The 17,854-nt window shown below is 41.6% G+C and carries 16 protein-coding genes and 1 pseudogene; 10 read left to right on the top strand and 7 right to left on the bottom strand.

Annotation, left to right across the window (positions count from 1 at the left end; translation table 11 throughout):
* The first annotated feature begins 209 nt into the window (after positions 1-209).
* From DXA15_RS16120 to DXA15_RS16105, 4 genes are all read left to right on the top strand, one after another.
* Positions 210-1,760, top strand: a complete 1,551-nt coding sequence (locus DXA15_RS16120) for a PglZ domain-containing protein (protein ID WP_010801006.1) — start codon at positions 210-212, stop codon at positions 1,758-1,760.
* 79 nt (positions 1,761-1,839) lie between these two features.
* Positions 1,840-2,259: a tRNA (adenosine(37)-N6)-threonylcarbamoyltransferase complex ATPase subunit type 1 TsaE gene (gene tsaE / locus DXA15_RS16115; protein WP_046145980.1), complete on the top strand. Its 420-nt coding sequence runs from the start codon at positions 1,840-1,842 to the stop codon at positions 2,257-2,259.
* 3 nt (positions 2,260-2,262) lie between these two features.
* Complete coding sequence (locus DXA15_RS16110; protein ID WP_233567351.1) at positions 2,263-2,433, top strand: Imm17 family immunity protein; 171 nt, start codon at positions 2,263-2,265, stop codon at positions 2,431-2,433.
* Between the two features lie 161 nt (positions 2,434-2,594).
* On the top strand, positions 2,595-3,476 hold the full coding sequence (locus DXA15_RS16105; RefSeq protein ID WP_128134684.1) for a hypothetical protein: 882 nt from the start codon (positions 2,595-2,597) through the stop codon (positions 3,474-3,476).
* A gap of 92 nt (positions 3,477-3,568) precedes the next feature.
* Here the strand turns inward: DXA15_RS16105 and rnr are convergent, their stop codons facing one another.
* Positions 3,569-5,749: a ribonuclease R gene (gene rnr, locus DXA15_RS16100; RefSeq protein ID WP_128134683.1), complete on the bottom strand. Its 2,181-nt coding sequence runs from the start codon at positions 5,747-5,749 to the stop codon at positions 3,569-3,571.
* A gap of 95 nt (positions 5,750-5,844) precedes the next feature.
* The gene (locus DXA15_RS16095; RefSeq protein ID WP_199676336.1) at positions 5,845-6,729 is read right to left on the bottom strand and encodes an SMP-30/gluconolactonase/LRE family protein; all 885 of its coding nucleotides are present in this window, start codon (positions 6,727-6,729) and stop codon (positions 5,845-5,847) included.
* Between the two features lie 380 nt (positions 6,730-7,109).
* Between DXA15_RS16095 and DXA15_RS16090 the strand changes: the two genes are divergently transcribed.
* From DXA15_RS16090 to DXA15_RS16070, 5 genes are all read left to right on the top strand, one after another.
* Positions 7,110-8,240: a hypothetical protein gene (locus DXA15_RS16090; RefSeq protein ID WP_128134682.1), complete on the top strand. Its 1,131-nt coding sequence runs from the start codon at positions 7,110-7,112 to the stop codon at positions 8,238-8,240.
* Positions 8,241-8,249: 9 nt separating this feature from the next.
* Complete coding sequence (locus tag DXA15_RS16085) at positions 8,250-10,115, top strand: DNA topoisomerase IV subunit B (RefSeq protein WP_128134681.1); 1,866 nt, start codon at positions 8,250-8,252, stop codon at positions 10,113-10,115.
* A 23-nt stretch (positions 10,116-10,138) separates the two neighbouring features.
* Complete coding sequence (gene coaD / locus DXA15_RS16080) at positions 10,139-10,600, top strand: pantetheine-phosphate adenylyltransferase (RefSeq protein ID WP_128134680.1); 462 nt, start codon at positions 10,139-10,141, stop codon at positions 10,598-10,600.
* A 23-nt stretch (positions 10,601-10,623) separates the two neighbouring features.
* Positions 10,624-12,213: a S41 family peptidase gene (locus DXA15_RS16075; RefSeq protein ID WP_128134679.1), complete on the top strand. Its 1,590-nt coding sequence runs from the start codon at positions 10,624-10,626 to the stop codon at positions 12,211-12,213.
* A 250-nt stretch (positions 12,214-12,463) separates the two neighbouring features.
* The gene (locus DXA15_RS16070; protein WP_128134678.1) at positions 12,464-13,279 is read left to right on the top strand and encodes a permease; all 816 of its coding nucleotides are present in this window, start codon (positions 12,464-12,466) and stop codon (positions 13,277-13,279) included.
* 19 nt (positions 13,280-13,298) lie between these two features.
* Here DXA15_RS16070 and DXA15_RS16065 read toward each other — a convergent pair whose 3' ends face one another.
* From DXA15_RS16065 to DXA15_RS16055, 3 genes and pseudogenes are all read right to left on the bottom strand, one after another.
* Positions 13,299-13,610 (bottom strand): helix-turn-helix domain-containing protein, encoded by a 312-nt coding sequence (locus tag DXA15_RS16065; RefSeq protein ID WP_009860187.1) that lies wholly within the window; start codon positions 13,608-13,610, stop codon positions 13,299-13,301.
* Positions 13,607-13,971, bottom strand: a pseudogene (locus DXA15_RS16060) (type II toxin-antitoxin system RelE/ParE family toxin). Before DXA15_RS16060 ends, DXA15_RS16065 begins: the two are co-directional and overlap by 4 nt.
* Positions 13,972-14,088: 117 nt before the next feature.
* Positions 14,089-14,865: a nitrilase-related carbon-nitrogen hydrolase gene (locus DXA15_RS16055; RefSeq protein ID WP_128134677.1), complete on the bottom strand. Its 777-nt coding sequence runs from the start codon at positions 14,863-14,865 to the stop codon at positions 14,089-14,091.
* 145 nt (positions 14,866-15,010) lie between these two features.
* Between DXA15_RS16055 and DXA15_RS16050 the strand changes: the two genes are divergently transcribed.
* Entirely contained in the window at positions 15,011-15,649 is a 639-nt protein-coding gene (locus DXA15_RS16050) for an HAD family hydrolase (protein ID WP_128134676.1), read from the top strand.
* Between the two features lie 491 nt (positions 15,650-16,140).
* Here the strand turns inward: DXA15_RS16050 and DXA15_RS16045 are convergent, their stop codons facing one another.
* Together DXA15_RS16045 and DXA15_RS16040 are read right to left on the bottom strand one after the other, a co-directional pair.
* Positions 16,141-16,698 carry a hypothetical protein gene (locus tag DXA15_RS16045; RefSeq protein ID WP_233567350.1) on the bottom strand — a complete coding sequence of 186 codons (558 nt, stop codon included), beginning with the start codon at positions 16,696-16,698 and terminating at the stop codon, positions 16,141-16,143.
* 103 nt (positions 16,699-16,801) lie between these two features.
* Complete coding sequence (locus tag DXA15_RS16040) at positions 16,802-17,386, bottom strand: hypothetical protein (RefSeq protein ID WP_128134675.1); 585 nt, start codon at positions 17,384-17,386, stop codon at positions 16,802-16,804.
* Positions 17,387-17,854: the final 468 nt, after the last annotated feature.

The following is a 17,854-nucleotide window of genomic DNA, read 5'->3' as shown; positions in this document are numbered from 1 at the left end:
ATTAATACTATATGTTCTCTATTACGATATGTACGCAAATATACGACAACATCGTATTTACGTGATAAATAAACAATTAAATTATATTAAACAGTACACCAAGGCTTAAAAGTCCGTAAAAAAGCAAGGATTTATATACAAAACCATAGCAAGTAGCGTTATTATATAACTATTCCGATTAAATTTGTAAGAAATAAATTAGGTAATATATGGCAGTAAAGAAAGACAGAGTACTTTGGGCAGATGATGAGATCGATTTGCTAAAACCTCACATTTTGTTTTTGCAGGATAAAGGGTATGAAGTGGTTCCGGTAATCAGCGGGCAGGATGCAATCGACTGTTGCAGGGAACAATCGTTCGATATTATTTTCCTGGACGAGAACATGCCGGGCCTGACCGGTCTGGAAACACTCGCCCACATTAAGGAAATCAACCCTAACGTGCCGGTCGTCATGGTTACCAAAAGCGAAGAGGAAAGCATTATGAACCAGGCAATCGGAAACAAGATTGCCGACTACCTGATCAAACCGGTCAACCCGAACCAGCTGCTCCTCTCCATTAAGAAGAACGTACATAAAAACGTCATCATATCGGAAACAACAACAGTCGGCTACCAACAGGAATTCAGCCGCATCGGTATGCAGATCAACGATTCGCTGACGACCGACGACTGGATGGAATTATACAAGAAACTGGTGTACTGGGAGTTGGAACTGGAAAGCAGCCAGGTGCAGATGACCGATATGTTGCGGATGCAAAAAGAAGAAGCAAACAACGCTTTCGGGAAATTCGTAAAAAAGAATTATGTAAACTGGATACAAAACCCCGCCGAACGTCCTCTGATGAGCCCGGATCTTTTCAAGAAAAAGGTATTCCCTCTGCTGGACAATGATGAAAAGGTGTTCTTCATCCTGATCGATAATTTCCGTCTGGACCAGTGGCGTGTCGTCAAAGACCTGCTGGCTGAATATTTTACATTCGACGAAAGCCTGTATTACAGTATTCTTCCTACCGCCACACAGTATGCCCGCAACTCTATTTTTTCGGGCTTGATGCCTTTGCAGATAGAAAAAATGTTTCCGGACTTATGGGTGGATGAAGAGAGTGAAGAAGGAAAAAACCTGAACGAAGAACCTTTGATCCGGACACAGATCGACCGTTTCCGCAAGAAATACACCTTCTCTTATAACAAAGTACACGACTCACAATATGGTGAAAAGCTGTTGAATATGATCTCTTCACTGACGCATAACCAGCTGAATGTCGTTGTCCTGAACTTTGTGGATATGTTGTCGCATGCCCGGACGGAAATGAAGATGATCCGCGAACTGGCACAAAGTGAAGCTGCCTATCGCAGCCTGACCCGTTCCTGGTTCCAACACTCAACCACCCTGGAGTTGTTCAGACGTATCTCCGATAAAGGGTATAAAGTGATCGTTACAACCGACCACGGAACGATTCGTGTCAATAACCCGATCAAAGTGATAGGAGACAGGAATACCAACACCAACCTCCGTTACAAAGTTGGTAAAAACCTGAATTACAACCCCAAAGAAGTATTGGAGATACGCGATCCGGAAAAGATAGGTCTGCCCTCTCCCAACCTGAGCAGCAAATATATATTTGCCATGAACGATGATTTCTTTGCATATCCGAACAATTATAATTATTACGTTTCCTATTATAAGAATACATTCCAGCACGGAGGTATCTCGATGGAGGAAATGATGGTGCCGTTTATTACCATGATACCAAAATAATTGAAAATTGAGAATTGAAAATTGAAAATTAATATACCTTTGCGGGTAGATTACAAATGATCAATAATCGACAGACATCATGAGTATTATCAAGATTGAAAATTTAGATACCATCCGCCAGGCAGCCAAAGAGTTCATTGCCGGAATGGATGACCGTACCGTCTTTGCCTTCTACGGAAACATGGGAGCCGGAAAAACAACTTTTATCAAAGCGATCTGCGAAGAGCTGGGCGTAGAAGATGTTATCAACAGCCCGACATTCGCCATCATCAACGAATATCGCAGCGATACGACCGGCGAGTTGATCTATCACTTTGACTTTTACCGCATCAATAAGATCAGTGAAGCAGAACAGATAGGAACCGAAGATTATTTTTACAGTGGCGCCCTCTGCTTTATCGAATGGCCGGAAAAGATCGAAGAGTTGTTGCCGGGAGACGTGGTAAACGTTACGATCAGCGAAAATCCCGACGGATCACGAACCGTAGAAGTAAAATAACCGATGGAACCTACCGATTATTTCATACTAGCCATCTTCATTGCCCTGGGAGCATTTTCCCTGGTCGCTGCCATCTTTAATTTCGACTGGTATTTCGAAACCAGCGGAGCAACAACTTTCGTAAATAAATTCGGAAGAAAGGGGCACGTATATTTTATGCTTTATTGGGATTAGCGCTAATTGGCTGCGGCACACTCGGTTTGATTTACTGGTAAAAAATAATACATCATAAATAAGGAACAGAAGTCTGTCTGAGGATTTCTAGTCCTTGTTTTTTCTATCTTTGTCCCCAACTAGTATTGCTATTATATTTACCTGTCTAAATAAAAATACTTATGAAGCGAATAAACTGTTTTCACTACATCGTAGCATGTATGCTACTTATGTGTATTACTGCCTGTGATAAAGAGAACCCAACAATAGAAGATGGGATCCCCGCAGCAATCAAAAGCGACTTCTCCAAAAGATATCCATCTGCTGAGATCACTTCTTTCATGAATTATTCGGATGGCATCGACCAAATAGAATTTAAAGATCCGGAACAAAATGAGGCATTGATCTCGTATGTCAATGATAGCTGGAAAATGACCTATACAGAGATAAGCGATATCCAACAACTCCCCATTGAAGTTCAGACATCTTTCCTGCAAGCCGGATATATTGGCGTACAGAACATCAAGATATTTAAGACAGAACGAGCAGGGATAACAAGACCCCTTTACACGTTACATTTCACGTATCCCTGGAAAAAATACGACAACATGCAACATTATATTTATATCAATGACGACGGACTTTACTTGAGAACCCTTAGATGTACTCCAAACGATACACGCTGGTTTGTAAATCTACCCGAAGACCATTTTAATTTTATACACGAAAAATATAAAGGGGCAGAGATAAGAGGATACATGAATGACGGAGAGCATGAATACTTCATCCTTCACAATGATACAATTAAACATGTTTTCTTTCATGGGGAAATAGCAACGGACAGAGGTTTCTGGAGAAGGACAGTGTACGAATTAAGTAAGGAGGATACTCCTATCCCGGACAATGTTGCCAAAATATTAAAACATGACAACCCGGATTTTATCTATACAAACCTTTACTATATCGAATCTGAAGAAGGAAACTCATATCTTTTCCAGGATAAAAAACGTGATGACGAATTAGGATACAATATCGGTGAAAACCTCCAACCTGCTGAAGAATAATACGACTTTATCACTTTCCATATAAAACAAAAAGAGACAACTGATTCATTAATGACCGGTTGTCTCTTTTATTTTACCCAGCAATATCTTCTTTATTCCATCAACATAAAGTCAAGCTGCTTACGTTCCAGATTGGCATTTGCGATCTTCACCGTTACAGGATCACCCAGACGGAAGCGGCGTTTCTTACGACGACCGATCAGGCTGTATGTTTCTTCATCCATATCGTAGAAATCATCCCCTAAGTCACGGATAGGAACAAGGCCTTCGCACTTGTTTTCATTCAGCTCGACATACAATCCCCATTCGGTAACACCGGAGATCACACCGTCGAACACCATGCCCAACTTATCCTGCATAAACTCAACCTGTTTATACTTGATAGATGCACGCTCAGCATTTGCCGCAACCTGCTCCATCGTAGAACAATGGTCACATTTTTCTTCATATTTTGCCTTTACCACGCTGCGTCCGCCTTCAAGATAACGTTCCAACAAACGGTGCACCATCATATCCGGATAACGACGGATAGGAGAAGTAAAATGAGTGTAATATTCAAAAGCCAGACCATAATGGCCGATATTCTCTGTCGTATAACGTGCTTTCTGCATCGAGCGGATTGCCAATGTTTCAATCAGATTCTCTTCCGGCTTATCATGTACTTCGTCCAACAAACGGTTCAGATTACGGGAGATATCGATCTTACTGCTACCCTCCGTTTTCATCTTATAACCGAAGCGGCGGATAAAGGCGGCAAAATTCTCCAGTTTATCAGGATCGGGCAGATCGTGGATACGGTAGACAAACGTTTTCTTTGTCTTTCCTTTAGGCACTTTACCTACAAACTCAGCTACTGTACGGTTCGCCAGCAACATAAATTCTTCAATCAGTTTGTTGGCATCTTTCGATTCCTTGATATAAGTACTGATCGGTTTTCCGGTTTCGTCAATTTCAAACCTTACTTCAAAGCGGTCGAAGTTAACGGCTCCGTTCTTAAAACGTTTCTCACGCAACTTCTTTGCTAATGCGTCCAGGATCAGTATTTCGTCTTTATAATCACCTTCGCCTGTTTCGATCACCAACTGCGCCTCTTCGTAAGTGAAGCGGCGGTCGCTCTTGATCACGGTACGTCCGATACGCGATTTCTTCACGTTGGCCTCTTCGTCCAGTTCAAAAATAACGGAGAAGCATAACTTCTCTTCGTCCGGACGCAAGGAACATATCTGGTTGCATAACCGTTCGGGCAACATCGGAATCGTACGATCCACTAAATAGACGGAAGTCGCACGGCTTTCCGCTTCACGGTCGATCAGACTTTCAGGTTTTACATAGTGAGTTACGTCGGCAATATGTACGCCCACTTCCCAGTTTCCATTATCCAGCTGGCGAACCGAAAGGGCATCGTCAAAGTCCTTGGCATCTTTCGGGTCGATGGTAAAGGTCAGGACCTTACGGAAATCCTCACGCTTGGCAATTTCTTCTTCCGGAATAATCTCCGATATCTTATTTGCCGCCTTTTCCACATTTTCCGGATACGTATACGGTAGACCGAATTCGGCCAGTATCGCATGCATTTCCGCTGTATTCTGACCGGCCACACCCAGAATGTCGACCACTTCACCCAGCGGGTTCTTGGCTTCATCCGGCCATTCAACGATACGGACAATGGCTTTATCGCCATTCTTACCGCCTTTCAGTTTTTCTTTCGGGATAAATATATCGTTTGCCAGCGTCTTGTTCTCGGTGATGAGGAAGGCAAAGCCTTTCGTTACCTGCAATTTACCGACAAATGTCTTTTTCTGGCTTTCCAGTACTTCGATCACTTCGGCTTCCGGTTCAGCGCCCTTGCGTTTGGCAAACAACTGCACCTTCACTTTATCACCGTCCATCGCATGTCCGGAATTCCGTTCCGCCACGAAAACCGGCGCACCACCATCTTCCGGAATAAACGAATTTTTCCCGTTGCTCCGGCGTCCGAATGTACCGATCGCAGTGGTACCCAGACCGTTATACCGATAACGTCCGCGGTCTATTTCTGTAATAAAATTTTCGGCAGAGAGATCATACAGCAGGTCTACAACCTGTAGCTTCTGCACCTGGCTCTCTACGCCAATCAGTTTGCTAATCTGTTTATAGTTAAATGGTTCCTTGGGAGAGGATTGAAAAACGGACATAACGGAATGGAGCATGGCTTCTTTCTTCATACGTTTAGCCTTGTTCTTCTTCGGTTTGTTTTCTCTATTATCCTTCTTCCCGGATTTGTTTTTCGTCATATATTTTTGTAATTAAATGAGAGATTAATCATCTCTCTCACAAAATAAACAAATATAATTGATATACTGTTTACAAACAGGTTAAATTATATTGTTCACTTTGCCGGTTGTTTAAATTTGTAAGGCTCCGGCCCGCTTGCTCCGGGTTTACAAACAAAAAGACTACCGCTAAGGGGATATTCTTCCAGTTGTTGTTCCGAAAGTCCGGCCCGTGCCGTTGTAATGTAGAGTGTATCCATATCCTTGCCGCCGAATGCACAGGAGGCCACATTGGGAGCCGGAACTTCTACTTTTCCCAGTAACTCACCCGTATAAGGATTGTAGCAGTACACACCGAAACCGCCCCACTGAGCTACCCATAAATTATCGTTGCTATCGATCGTCATCCCGTCAGGAGCCCCTGAACCGGGAGGCAAGGTGACAGCAACGCCATCAAACAAGATTTCGCCTGTCTTTTCATCATACCGGTAACGAGCCACCCTACCGGTCGGAGTATCATTGTAATACATGTATTTCTTATTGGCCGACCAGACAATCCCGTTGGAGATGGTAACTTTCTTCAACTTGGTCTCCACCGTTCCGTCAGGCACAACCATATATAATGTTCCGGCACCTTTAGGTGCCCCGAATCCCATCGTTCCGATCCATAAACGACCTGCCGGATCACATTTTCCGTCATTACATCTTACTTTTCCTTCATAATCAGGAATAGGCGCCACAGAAGACAAACTCCCGTCATTCAAGTTCACCCGTACAATCTCATCCTGAAGAGAGACAACCACTGTGCTGTCCGTCTCCGGCACCACCGTCGAAACCATACGGTCGAACTCCCACGTTTTACAGTCCTGCTTGTCCGGATAATATTCATACAAGGTCTTTCCTTCGATATCAACCCAGAACAGAGTATTTCTGTCCGGATGCCAGATAGAACCTTCACCAGTTGTTGCTTCTGCTTTAAATGCCAGATCCGACTGGATCATTTTAGGAGCTGAGGAACATGATGCTCCTGAAAGAAAAGGGACTGTTAACATAAGGGTCACTATTAAATTTTTCATGGTAAATAATCAATTTCGCTGCTCATTACTAAGTGCAAATATAACATATTTTACGAACACCCGGATGATCGAATCCCATTAATATTAGTAGAAAACGGATTTTTCACGATGAATACCGACTCTTATTAGGAACTGTTTTATTTTTGAGGACGTCGAAAACATTTATGAGGACGTCGAAAACAAAAAACGTCCCATACTATACGGATCAGGACGGTATTATTCATGTTAAAAGTCCTAATCTTAACTGTAAACGAATGATGTAACGAATTAATTATGTAAATTTGCCGTTCTAATAAAAATAACCAATGGGCGTAGTAATTAAAGAAGTTACCAGCAAAAAAGAACTGAAGAAATTCGTTAAGTTCAATATTGATTTATATAAAGACAACCCCTACCATATACCGGGATTGATCGAGGAGGAGATGGTTACACTGGACAAGAAGAAGAATCCGGCATTCGAAGTTTGCGATGCCGTCTATTTTCTTGCCTACAAAGACGGTAAAATAGCCGGCCGTATTGCCGGAATGATTAACCGCCGTAGTAACGAAGTGTGGGACCAACAACGCGCCCGCTTCGGTTTTCTGGATTTCATCGATGACGCAGAAGTCGTAGACGCTTTGTTCAACGCTGTTGAAAAATGGGCTAAAGAACAAGGAATGAAAGAGATTCATGGGCCGATGGGATTTACAGATATGGATCATGAAGGTATACTGATCGAAGGATTCGACCAACTCGGAACCATGGCCGCCATCTATAACTACCCTTATTACCCGCAGCATCTGGAACGTATGGGATACGAAAAAGATCAGGATTGGCATGAATTTAAAATATATATCCCGGAAGGTGTACCTGATAAACACCTGCGCATCGGTGAAATAGTAAAAAAGAAATATGGCCTTAAAACGATGAAGTTCAAAAAGACGAAAGAGATATGGCCGTATGCACAAAAGATTTTTGAAACACTGAACGAAGCTTATGCACCATTATACGGTTTTGCTCCGCTGACCCAGAAGCAGATCGACTATTATGTAAAAATGTATATCCCGATGATCCGTCTGGATCTGGTGACTCTTATTATCAGGGAAGAAGATGACACCGTAGTCGGTTTCGGAATCTCATTACCCAGCCTTTCACATGCCATGCAAAAGGCAAAAGGACATTTATTCCCTTTCGGCTGGATACATCTGCTAAAAGCATTGAAAACAAAGCCCAAAGTAATCGACTTGTATCTGACGGGAGTATTACCTGAATATCAGAACAAAGGGGTAAACGCACTGCTGTTCAACGACCTTATTCCCGTATATATCGGTCTGGGTGTCGAATATGCCGAAAGTAATCCGGAACTGGCAAACAACAATGCCGTACAGGCCCAATGGGACTATTTCAAACGTGAACATCACAAAACAAGAAGAGCATTTATCAAAAAATTAAAATAAGGATTTTCTATGGAAGAACTGAATTCAACAATGCAACAACCGACAGCGTATAATGACGACGATATCAAGACGCTGGACTGGATGGAACATATCCGCCGGCGCCCTGGTATGTATATTGGTAAACTGGGAGATGGTAGCTATGCGGATGATGGAATCTATGTATTGCTGAAAGAAGTACTCGATAACTCCATCGACGAATATATGATGGGGTACGGCAAAACTATAGAAGTGACCGTTGAAGAAGGAACTGTTTCCGTCAGGGACTTTGGCCGTGGTGTTCCGCTGGGAAAGGTGGTCGACGTATCCAGTAAAATGAACACAGGTGCCAAGTACGACAGCAAGGCTTTTAAAAAGTCTGTCGGACTGAACGGTGTCGGTATCAAGGCCGTGAATGCCCTGAGCAGCTATTTCCTGATTACCAGCTTCCGCGAAGGAGAGTGTAAACGGGTCGAATACAGCAAAGCCATCATTACAGAGGAGTCTGGAATCCAACCGACTGACGAAGCAAACGGAACACTGATCTATTTCATTCCGGACAAGGAAATCTTCAAAGAATATCAATACAAGGACGAATTCATAGAAAGCCTTTTGAAGAATTATGTCTTTCTGAATTCAGGTCTGACCATTATGTTCAACGGCAAGAAATTCCATTCACGCAACGGACTGGTCGACCTGTTGAACGAAAATATGACCACCGAGCCCTTATATCCGATCATTCATCTGAACGGAGAAGATATCGAAGTGGTTATCACACACAGTAACCAATACGGTGAAGAATATTATTCGTTCGTAAACGGACAATACACGACTCAGGGCGGAACGCATCTTTCTGCTTTCCGCGAAACGCTGGGACGTGTCATCAAAGAATATTATAATAAAAACTTCGAATATTCGGACATCCGTGCCGGTATCGTTGCCGCCATCAGTATTAAGGTGGAAGAACCAGTGTTCGAGAGCCAGACAAAAACCAAGCTGGGTTCGAAAGATATCGGTCCCGAAGGCCCTACCGTGGCAAAATTCGTCGGCGACTTTATCAAGAAAGAACTCGACAACTATCTTCATAAGAACACAGATACTTCGGAAGCCCTGCTTCGCAAGATCCTCGAATCGGAAAAGGAACGTAAAGCGATTGCCGGTGTAACGAAACTGGCCCGTGAACGAGCTAAGAAGGCAAACCTGCATAACAAGAAACTCCGTGACTGCCGCATCCACCTCAACGATACCAAAGGCGACCGGACAGAAGAAAGTTGTATCTTCATCACCGAGGGTGACTCGGCCAGCGGATCGATCACCAAAAGCCGTGACCCGAACTTTCAGGCTGTTTTCAGTCTACGCGGTAAACCGCTTAACAGCTACGGCCTGACTAAAAAGATCGTTTATGAGAACGAAGAATTCAACCTGCTGCAAGCCGCCCTCAATATTGAAGACGGACTGGACGGTCTGCGATATAACAAAGTTATCATCGCTACCGATGCCGACGTCGACGGTATGCATATCCGGTTACTGCTGATCACGTTCTTCTTGCAGTTCTTCCCCGACCTGATCAAACGAAATCATGTCTATATCCTGCAAACCCCGCTTTTCCGTGTACGCAACAAACAAAAAACATATTATTGCTACACAGAAGAAGAACGTCTGGCAGCAATCCAGGCAGTAGGAAAGAATCCGGAGATCACCCGATTTAAAGGTCTGGGAGAGATTTCACCGGACGAGTTCAGAAACTTTATCGGCAAGGACATGCGCCTGGACCCGGTAACGATGAAAAAAGAAGACCTGGTTAAGGAGATGCTCGAATTCTATATGGGTAAAAACACCATGGAAAGACAGAACTTTATTATTGACAATCTGGTTGTAGAAGAAGACGTTATCAATTAAAAATTGAAAATTGAAAATTGAAAATGAATAAGCGTATCGCTTTGTTCCCCGGAACGTTCGATCCCTTTACGATTGGACACCAATCGCTGGTAAGCCGCGGGCTCGCCCTGGTCGACGAGATCATCATTTCTATCGGTATTAACGATAAAAAGCAGACTTATTTCACGCTTGAAAAACGTATGGAAGCGATCCGGTGTCTTTATAAAGACGAGCCACGGGTAAAAGTGATGTCGTATAACTCACTGACTGTCGATTTTGCAGAAGAAGTCGGTGCCGAATTTATTATGCGCGGTATCCGTACCGTCAACGATTTCGAGTATGAAAAAAGTATTGCCGACGTCAACCGGAAGTTGAGCGGCATTGAGACATTCATTCTTTTTACAGAACCCGAACATACACACATCAGTTCCAGCATTGTACGGGAGCTATTACGGTATGGCAAAGATATTTCTCCCTTCGTTCCGAAGGGAACCAACTTATATTGACTATTTACGAAACAAAAATTAAAATGAAACGAATTGTAGTATCCCTGCTCGTTGCAATGATTGCCATCACAACGGCTGTGGCCCAGAAACCGAATCAGGATGCCCGCAAATTATCCATGGCTGTATATGCCATCTCGAATCTATATGTAGATCCGGTGGATGATTCCAAGCTGGTAGAAGATGCGATCACCGGTATGCTGGAAAAGCTGGACCCGCATTCAAACTATATGGATCCGGAAGAGACAAAAGAGATGACCGAACCCCTGCAAGGCAACTTCGACGGTATCGGTATCCAGTTCAATATGCTGACCGATACTTTATATGTCATTCAGGTAATTCCCGGCGGTCCGTCCGAAAAGGTCGGCCTGATGGCTGGCGACCGTATCATCATGGTCGACGATACCCTGATAGCCGGTGTAAAAATGAAGACGACCGACATCATGAAACGTCTGCGTGGTCCGAAAGGGACTGAAGTGAACATCAAGGTATTGCGAAATAAGAATCCGGAACTGATCGAATTCAAGATCATCCGCGGAAAGATACCCGTAACCAGCCTGGACGCCGCTTATATGGCAGACAAACAGACCGGCTACATCAAACTGAACCGTTTTGCTGCCTCATCAGCCGATGAGTTCCGCGACGCACTTGCCAAACTGCAAAAACAAGGTATGAAAAACCTGATCCTCGACCTGCAAGGTAATGGGGGCGGTTATCTAAATATTGCCATCGAACTGGCAGACGAGTTTCTCGATAAAGACAAACTGATCGTGTATACCGAAGGTAACAAACAGCCGCGCGACGAAGCCAAATCGACAGCCAAAGGCAATTTTGAGGAAGGACGCCTGGTCGTTATGGTAGACGAATCATCTGCCTCTGCCAGCGAAATCCTTTCGGGTGCCGTACAGGATTGGGACCGTGGTGTCGTAGTAGGACGCCGTACATTCGGTAAAGGTCTGGTTCAGAAACCGATCCCAATGCCGGACGGTTCTATGATCCGTCTGACAGTAGCCCGTTATTATACGCCTACCGGACGTAGTATCCAGAAACATTACGAAAACGGTAAACTGGAAGATTACCAGCACGACCTGATCGACCGTTACAACCGCGGCGAACTAATGAGTGCCGACAGCATCCATTTCCCGGATTCTATGAAATACAACACACTGGAAACCAAACGTATCGTTTACGGTGGCGGCGGTATCATGCCGGACGTTTTCATTCCGGTAGACACAACCCGTTATACGGATTATCACCGCAACCTGGTTGCATCCGGTCTTGTAAACCGTGTTTCCATGAGTTACCTGGACCGTAACCGTGCGGCAATGAACAAGAAATATCCGAAATTCAGCCAGTATAAAAAAGACTTTGTTGTCCCCGAAGAAACTCTTCAGGAGTTAATTAATCTGGGTAAAGAAGATAAGATCGAGTATAAAGAAGAAGAATACAACCGTTCAAAACCGCTTATCGCCTTACAGATAAAGGCTTTGATAGCTCGTGACCTGTATGATATGGCAGAATATTTCCAGGTAATCAATGATGATAATGCCAGCTTCAAAGAAGCACTCCGCATTATTAATGATGAAGAGGTCTATAATAAAGAATTGGGGAGGTAACCCGTACATTAATATATATAAGAAGAGGTGGTACATTGGCTTGAAGTCTTTGTACCACCTCTTCCATTTTTTACCAGCCCGAAAGAAAGCCAGGAAACACCTCAAAAAAAGTCAGGTCTTTTGAAATCAAAAGTCCCTTTTATCTGACACTCACCACTTCACCACGTAAATACTTATATTTTTTCCAACAGATGCAACTATCCAAATTACTATCGCATCATATTTATAAAACTATAAACAACTAATTATTATGAAACTATTCATCCATACCCTTGTCTCGACAGCTCTGATTGCTGTAAGTTTTTGTCTGTTTTCTTGTGATGACAATACCGAAGGTTTCGGTTCGACAGGGAGAGACGGTCTCCCCAGTGCATTCAAAACAGAAAATCAAACAACCTATCTATCGTATTCCGGTAACCGATTGCTGCAAATGATGAACCAAGACGGTTTCACCACTACTTTCAACTACAAAGGCGATGAACTTCGTGGTATCTCCTACGCTCCTCCTTCAGATCCCAATATTGCTGACGGAAACGGCTATACAGGTTTCGAAAAGGAAGGAAATAAAATCATTGTAAAACAAAGTGGAGAACCAAGCATGGATATTTCCTATAATCAGGAAATTGAACTGGACGGAAACGGATTTCCTACAAAGATAACAGATCTGGGTGCATTTCAAATGACTAGTGAAGGGTATAAGAAAGTATGGGATGGAAAATATTACTATGCCTTAACTTTCGAGCCATCAACGAAAAACCTGTTAAAACTCGAAAAGTTCAACCTCGAAGATTCGACACTTATTACGACCTCTAGTTTTCAATACAGTAACCACCCCGGTTCAATGAGCCAAGTGGAATTACCGTTATGGTTCTTCAGTTATCATTCATTTGCATCAGGAATATCTTCTCGCCAGTACCTCAATTATCGGAACACACTTACGGAAGAAACCGTGACAGATGGAAAAACCGGTACCACCCATACGACTTATTATAAATATACTTATAATAAGAACGCATATCCGGTAGCTGTTGACAATGGAGAAGAGAAAATGGATATAAGATATTGACCGGAAATAACGAAGTTAATCATAAGAACGTAGGGGTAAACTCTATTCCAAGAGCACGAGCAATACGAAAGAAGCTCGAAATCTGAATATCAGTTTCCCCTTTTTCTACGCGGGCAATATAACTTCTTGCTGTACCAACCTTTTCCGCCAACTCTTGTTGGGTGATCTTTAGCTGTTTCCGACGATCACGCAGTATCTCACCATAATACCATGCGATTGATTTCTCATGAAAAGCTGTACGGGATTCGGTTCCAAGTTCCCCATATTTATTATCCAATAATTCACCTGCTGTATGCAGTTTACTCAACTTATTTTCATCTAACTTTCTCATAACTCAAAGTCTTTTAATATCCGTTCTGCAATTTTTATTTGCTTATTATAGTCTTTCGTAGATTCTTCAGAAATCCATTCAAAAGTAGTATTTTCTTTGAAAGAATGATATTATCATCATCAACAGCAAAAAGAATAGTCCTATATTCATTAGTACTAACAGACACTCTCATTTCGTATAAATCTGTATTTTCCAAGTGTTTTACAAACTTCGAACTCAGTACATATTCAGTTCTGATAACATCCATCGTATGCTCAAACTTAGCCTTCACTTTATCCTGCAACATATCATAGAACTCTACAAACTCATCCGAGAAATATAATTCACGTATATCGTTATCTTTTTTACCTGTTGCTTTCATCTCGCAAATGTAACTAATTAGATACAACTAAACAAGCATAATATAAACTCTTGAAAATATTTAACTCTGATTATTATCTTAAGACTTACGAGATATCCGATATCAACCAACAATGAATCACAACTCTACAACCAGTATGTCATCTTTGTAGGCTTCACATTCCCCGACAATCTTCCCTTCGGGAGACAAGAGGTAAGAATCGCCTGCATAGATGATACCTCCCAGATCAGTCCCGGCACAATTGACTGCGATAACATTGGCCTGATTCTCTATAGCCCTTTCACGAAGAAGACGATTCCAATCATCACGCCGGGACTCCGGCCAGTTGGCTATATAAATAGCTGTATCATAACGACCTTCATTCCGACTCCAATCCGGGAAACGGAGATCGTAACAGATATAAGTAGCCAAACGGTGTCCTTTCCAGTTCAGAACCAACTGCTTTTCTCCGGGAGAAAAACTTCCTTTCTTAAAACAGTTATGTTTGTCATAATATTCATAATGCCCATCAGGAAAGACAGCAAGTAAGCGATTATAAAATTTCCCTTCTTCTTTATATATTGTAGAGCCGATTATCAAGGCTCCGCTACTAGCCGCCCATTCCTTCATTTTCTCAATGACAACCGGATAATAACCCGCTATTTCATCTTTCGTCTGCACAGCTATTTTTTTATCCTTCTTTTTCATTTCACATCCGGAAACAAACAACTCGGGGAACACAATCATATCACATCCCTGGCATTTCTCTACCCGCTTCTGAAAAGCTTCAAGGTTTGCATCAACATCTCCCCATGCAAGATGTGCCTGTACCAAGGCAACCCGACAGGTTTCTTTCGTTTGGGCCTGAACGGCCATATTAGCCAATAAAATAAGAACAATCAACAGATATTTCATACATTCACAGAATTAAGGACGGGCGCAAATATAAAAATAATGTACCACAACACGACCGACACAGCCAGATTATATAAGAAATCTGCCTATCTTTGTCTACTATCTTTCTCCAAAGAAGACGAGTAAAAACACTTAAACTAAAAAAATGATTTTATCAGAAACAGAAACTTTAATCTGGGATTGGAACGGAACGTTATTAGACGATGTAGAAGTAAACGTCAAGGTTATCAACGAAATGCTTTCAAAAAGGAATTTACCCCTGCTGGATATAAATACCTATAAAGAGATATTTTGCTTCCCCGTCAAACAGTTCCATATCCGGATAGGTATCGACTTCGAAAAAGAGTCAATCGAAGAGATATCCGCAGAATATATGGAACGTTATAAAAACTACGAGAAAGATATAAAGCTGCATGCTGATGTCCCTTTTATCCTGGATGCGATCAATGCAAAAGGCATCAGCCAATATATTCTATCTGCTGCCGGGACAGACGATCTATTGCGCATGCTTGACCGTTTCCACCTGACGGATAAATTCAAAGGAATATACGGTTCAGATAATATCTGCGCTACCGGAAAAATCGGGATCGGCCAAAGACTGATAAAAGAAAACTCTCTGTATCCGGAAAAAGCACTCATTATAGGAGACACATTACACGATGCGGAAGTGGCAAAGGCATTGGGAATAAAATGTATTCTGTATTCAGGAGGACATAATAACTACGATCTGTTATCGAACAAGTCTAAAGCAATCAGAAATCTGAAAGATATCCTACCTCATTGATAGCATGCAGAAAATCCGGTCTATAACAATGCAATTTTCAAAGCTCACCTTTCAGGCGTCAGTCGCAATCTCCTATTGAAAGATAAAGGGTCTGACTGAAAGGTGATATAACCGGACTTAGATTCCGACAGATAGTTATCCGTTTACCAATCAATAGTTATCCGTTTGCCTGCAGGTAGTTATCCTGCTCGTGAAACATAGGTGGTTCGAAATGTTAAAGGTCATATGTTTTATCGGAAGTTATTTTACCTTGAATTACCGTATACACTTTTTTACAGTTTTACCCCTTCAGCCGGGAACATTGAAAAAACAGGCCATCCCGAACAACTGAAAGCTGAAAGCAGTAGTCTGAAATGACATAGAGAGCAACCCGGACATACAAACTGATTTCAGCTATATAGTATTAATTCTAAAAAACAATTGTATTTGATTTCAAATACTTAAGTATTTAGTTTCAGATACAATTGTTTTTGATCCCGGAAACAGTTGTTCTAATTTGTATTAGAATTCTGAATAACGCACAGTAGTCTTTGTTGTACCAGCCCTAAGGCATTGATAAAAACATTCTCGTAGAGGATTCCAAGTGTGTCGGAAGCTACACAGACGGTCTTATAAATAGTGCCATCGCATGTCCATTCCAATACCACTTCTTCCAGTCCAAGGCGCAACCGCAACATCTGATCCAAATACGTCTTTACTTTTTTCCTCATATTTTCTGCCTCTTCCTTGTCGATAGAAGAGAACTCTTTCAAGCTTATCAATATCGTTTTTCCATTTTCTACAAAAGGATAGCCTGTACCATCAAGTATTGCAAGCTTTACTCTCTCCAGATCCTCTTCCGTAGAGATCTTGCCGATGTATTTATAGTCTGTAAGGACATATCCGAGATGAAGTTCAGCCGTATTTTTCTTTATCGTATCCAGTTGTTGTTTCCATAAAACGGAATCGCCTGGTTGGTCACCGGAGAGATGGGTCGTAGCTCCACACAAAAGGGATACCCCCATGAACAAGCAGAAAAAGAAACTGACAATAATCGCTTTTGTTTTCATGATATTTGAAGTATTAATTGTTAATATTAGTGAGGTTCAGGCTTTGGTCTGTCATCTTCCTCTTCAGGGGTAGGACGGGGTATATGAGCTGAAGATAATTCACTCATCCCTGTAGCTCCCGTTGAAGATCCATATCCTCTTTCTCATCTAAGCACAAGATATTTGTGATAATGTTATCATAAACAATTCCGCTTTTGTCAGAAACAACACAAATTGTTTTATATATTTGTGAATCACACATCCACTCCAATTCAACTTTTATCATACCTAAAACAAGAATCTTTTCCAAAAATGCTTCCAATTCTTCCGGAGAATAAGTTATCCCTTCTATTTTTTGAGAAGTTATTTCTTTCAACATTTTTATCTCGATCTTATTATTGGTAACATCATAGAATGGAAAATAGCTATCGTCAACTAAAAGATTCTCTCTCAATCGCAGAAGATCATCTTCTGTAGATATTTCGCCAAGTATTCTGTAATCCACTAAAGTTAACCTGCTTTCATTTATAAAAAGGCTTTTGCTTATAGTCTTTGGAGAAGAACTCTTGATTGAATCCAATTGTTGTCCCCACAAGGCAACCTCTGTCCCATTACTTTCACAGTCGGATAAATCACTTTCATTATTGCAACTAGAAAGCATTCCTAGAACCATACACAAAAATGTAAAAAATGAAATTGTTGTTTTCATGATGTTAGAGTATTAATGAGAAATATACGAAATTACAATCCTCATATGGTTTCTATGAGTCCCCATCAAACATGATCGTTTTTTTATAGGCTTAGTTTAATTTACTAGTGAATATTATTGATTTCAATCACAAATAACAGGAGCCGGCCCTATCATTCTGCACTTCTCAAATTTCGCAGATATATAGATTAAAGGTATGTCACGCACAAATGTAACAAGATTACAGACAAATAAGTAAAACGCCTTTGTGTATTAATTAATTTTAACCAAATAGCTTAGAAAATGAAAGCAAATATAGGAAACGACAGCATTGAGGCTCTCTTTTAGTATGTAGTTAAAAGTGACAATACAAACAACACACCATACATTTTACGAATAAACGATTAAATAACAAGGATTATATAAACAACAAAATAAAATTTAAAGGAACAGATCATTCTTCATACCCAATTCAAATTAAGTAAAAAC

The organism is Parabacteroides sp. AM58-2XD (genome assembly GCF_003463685.1).
Classification (GTDB): Bacteria; Bacteroidota; Bacteroidia; order Bacteroidales; family Tannerellaceae; genus Parabacteroides; species Parabacteroides segnis.
Note: the sequence above shows the minus strand (reverse complement) of the source record. Positions and strands in the feature narration are given on the sequence as shown.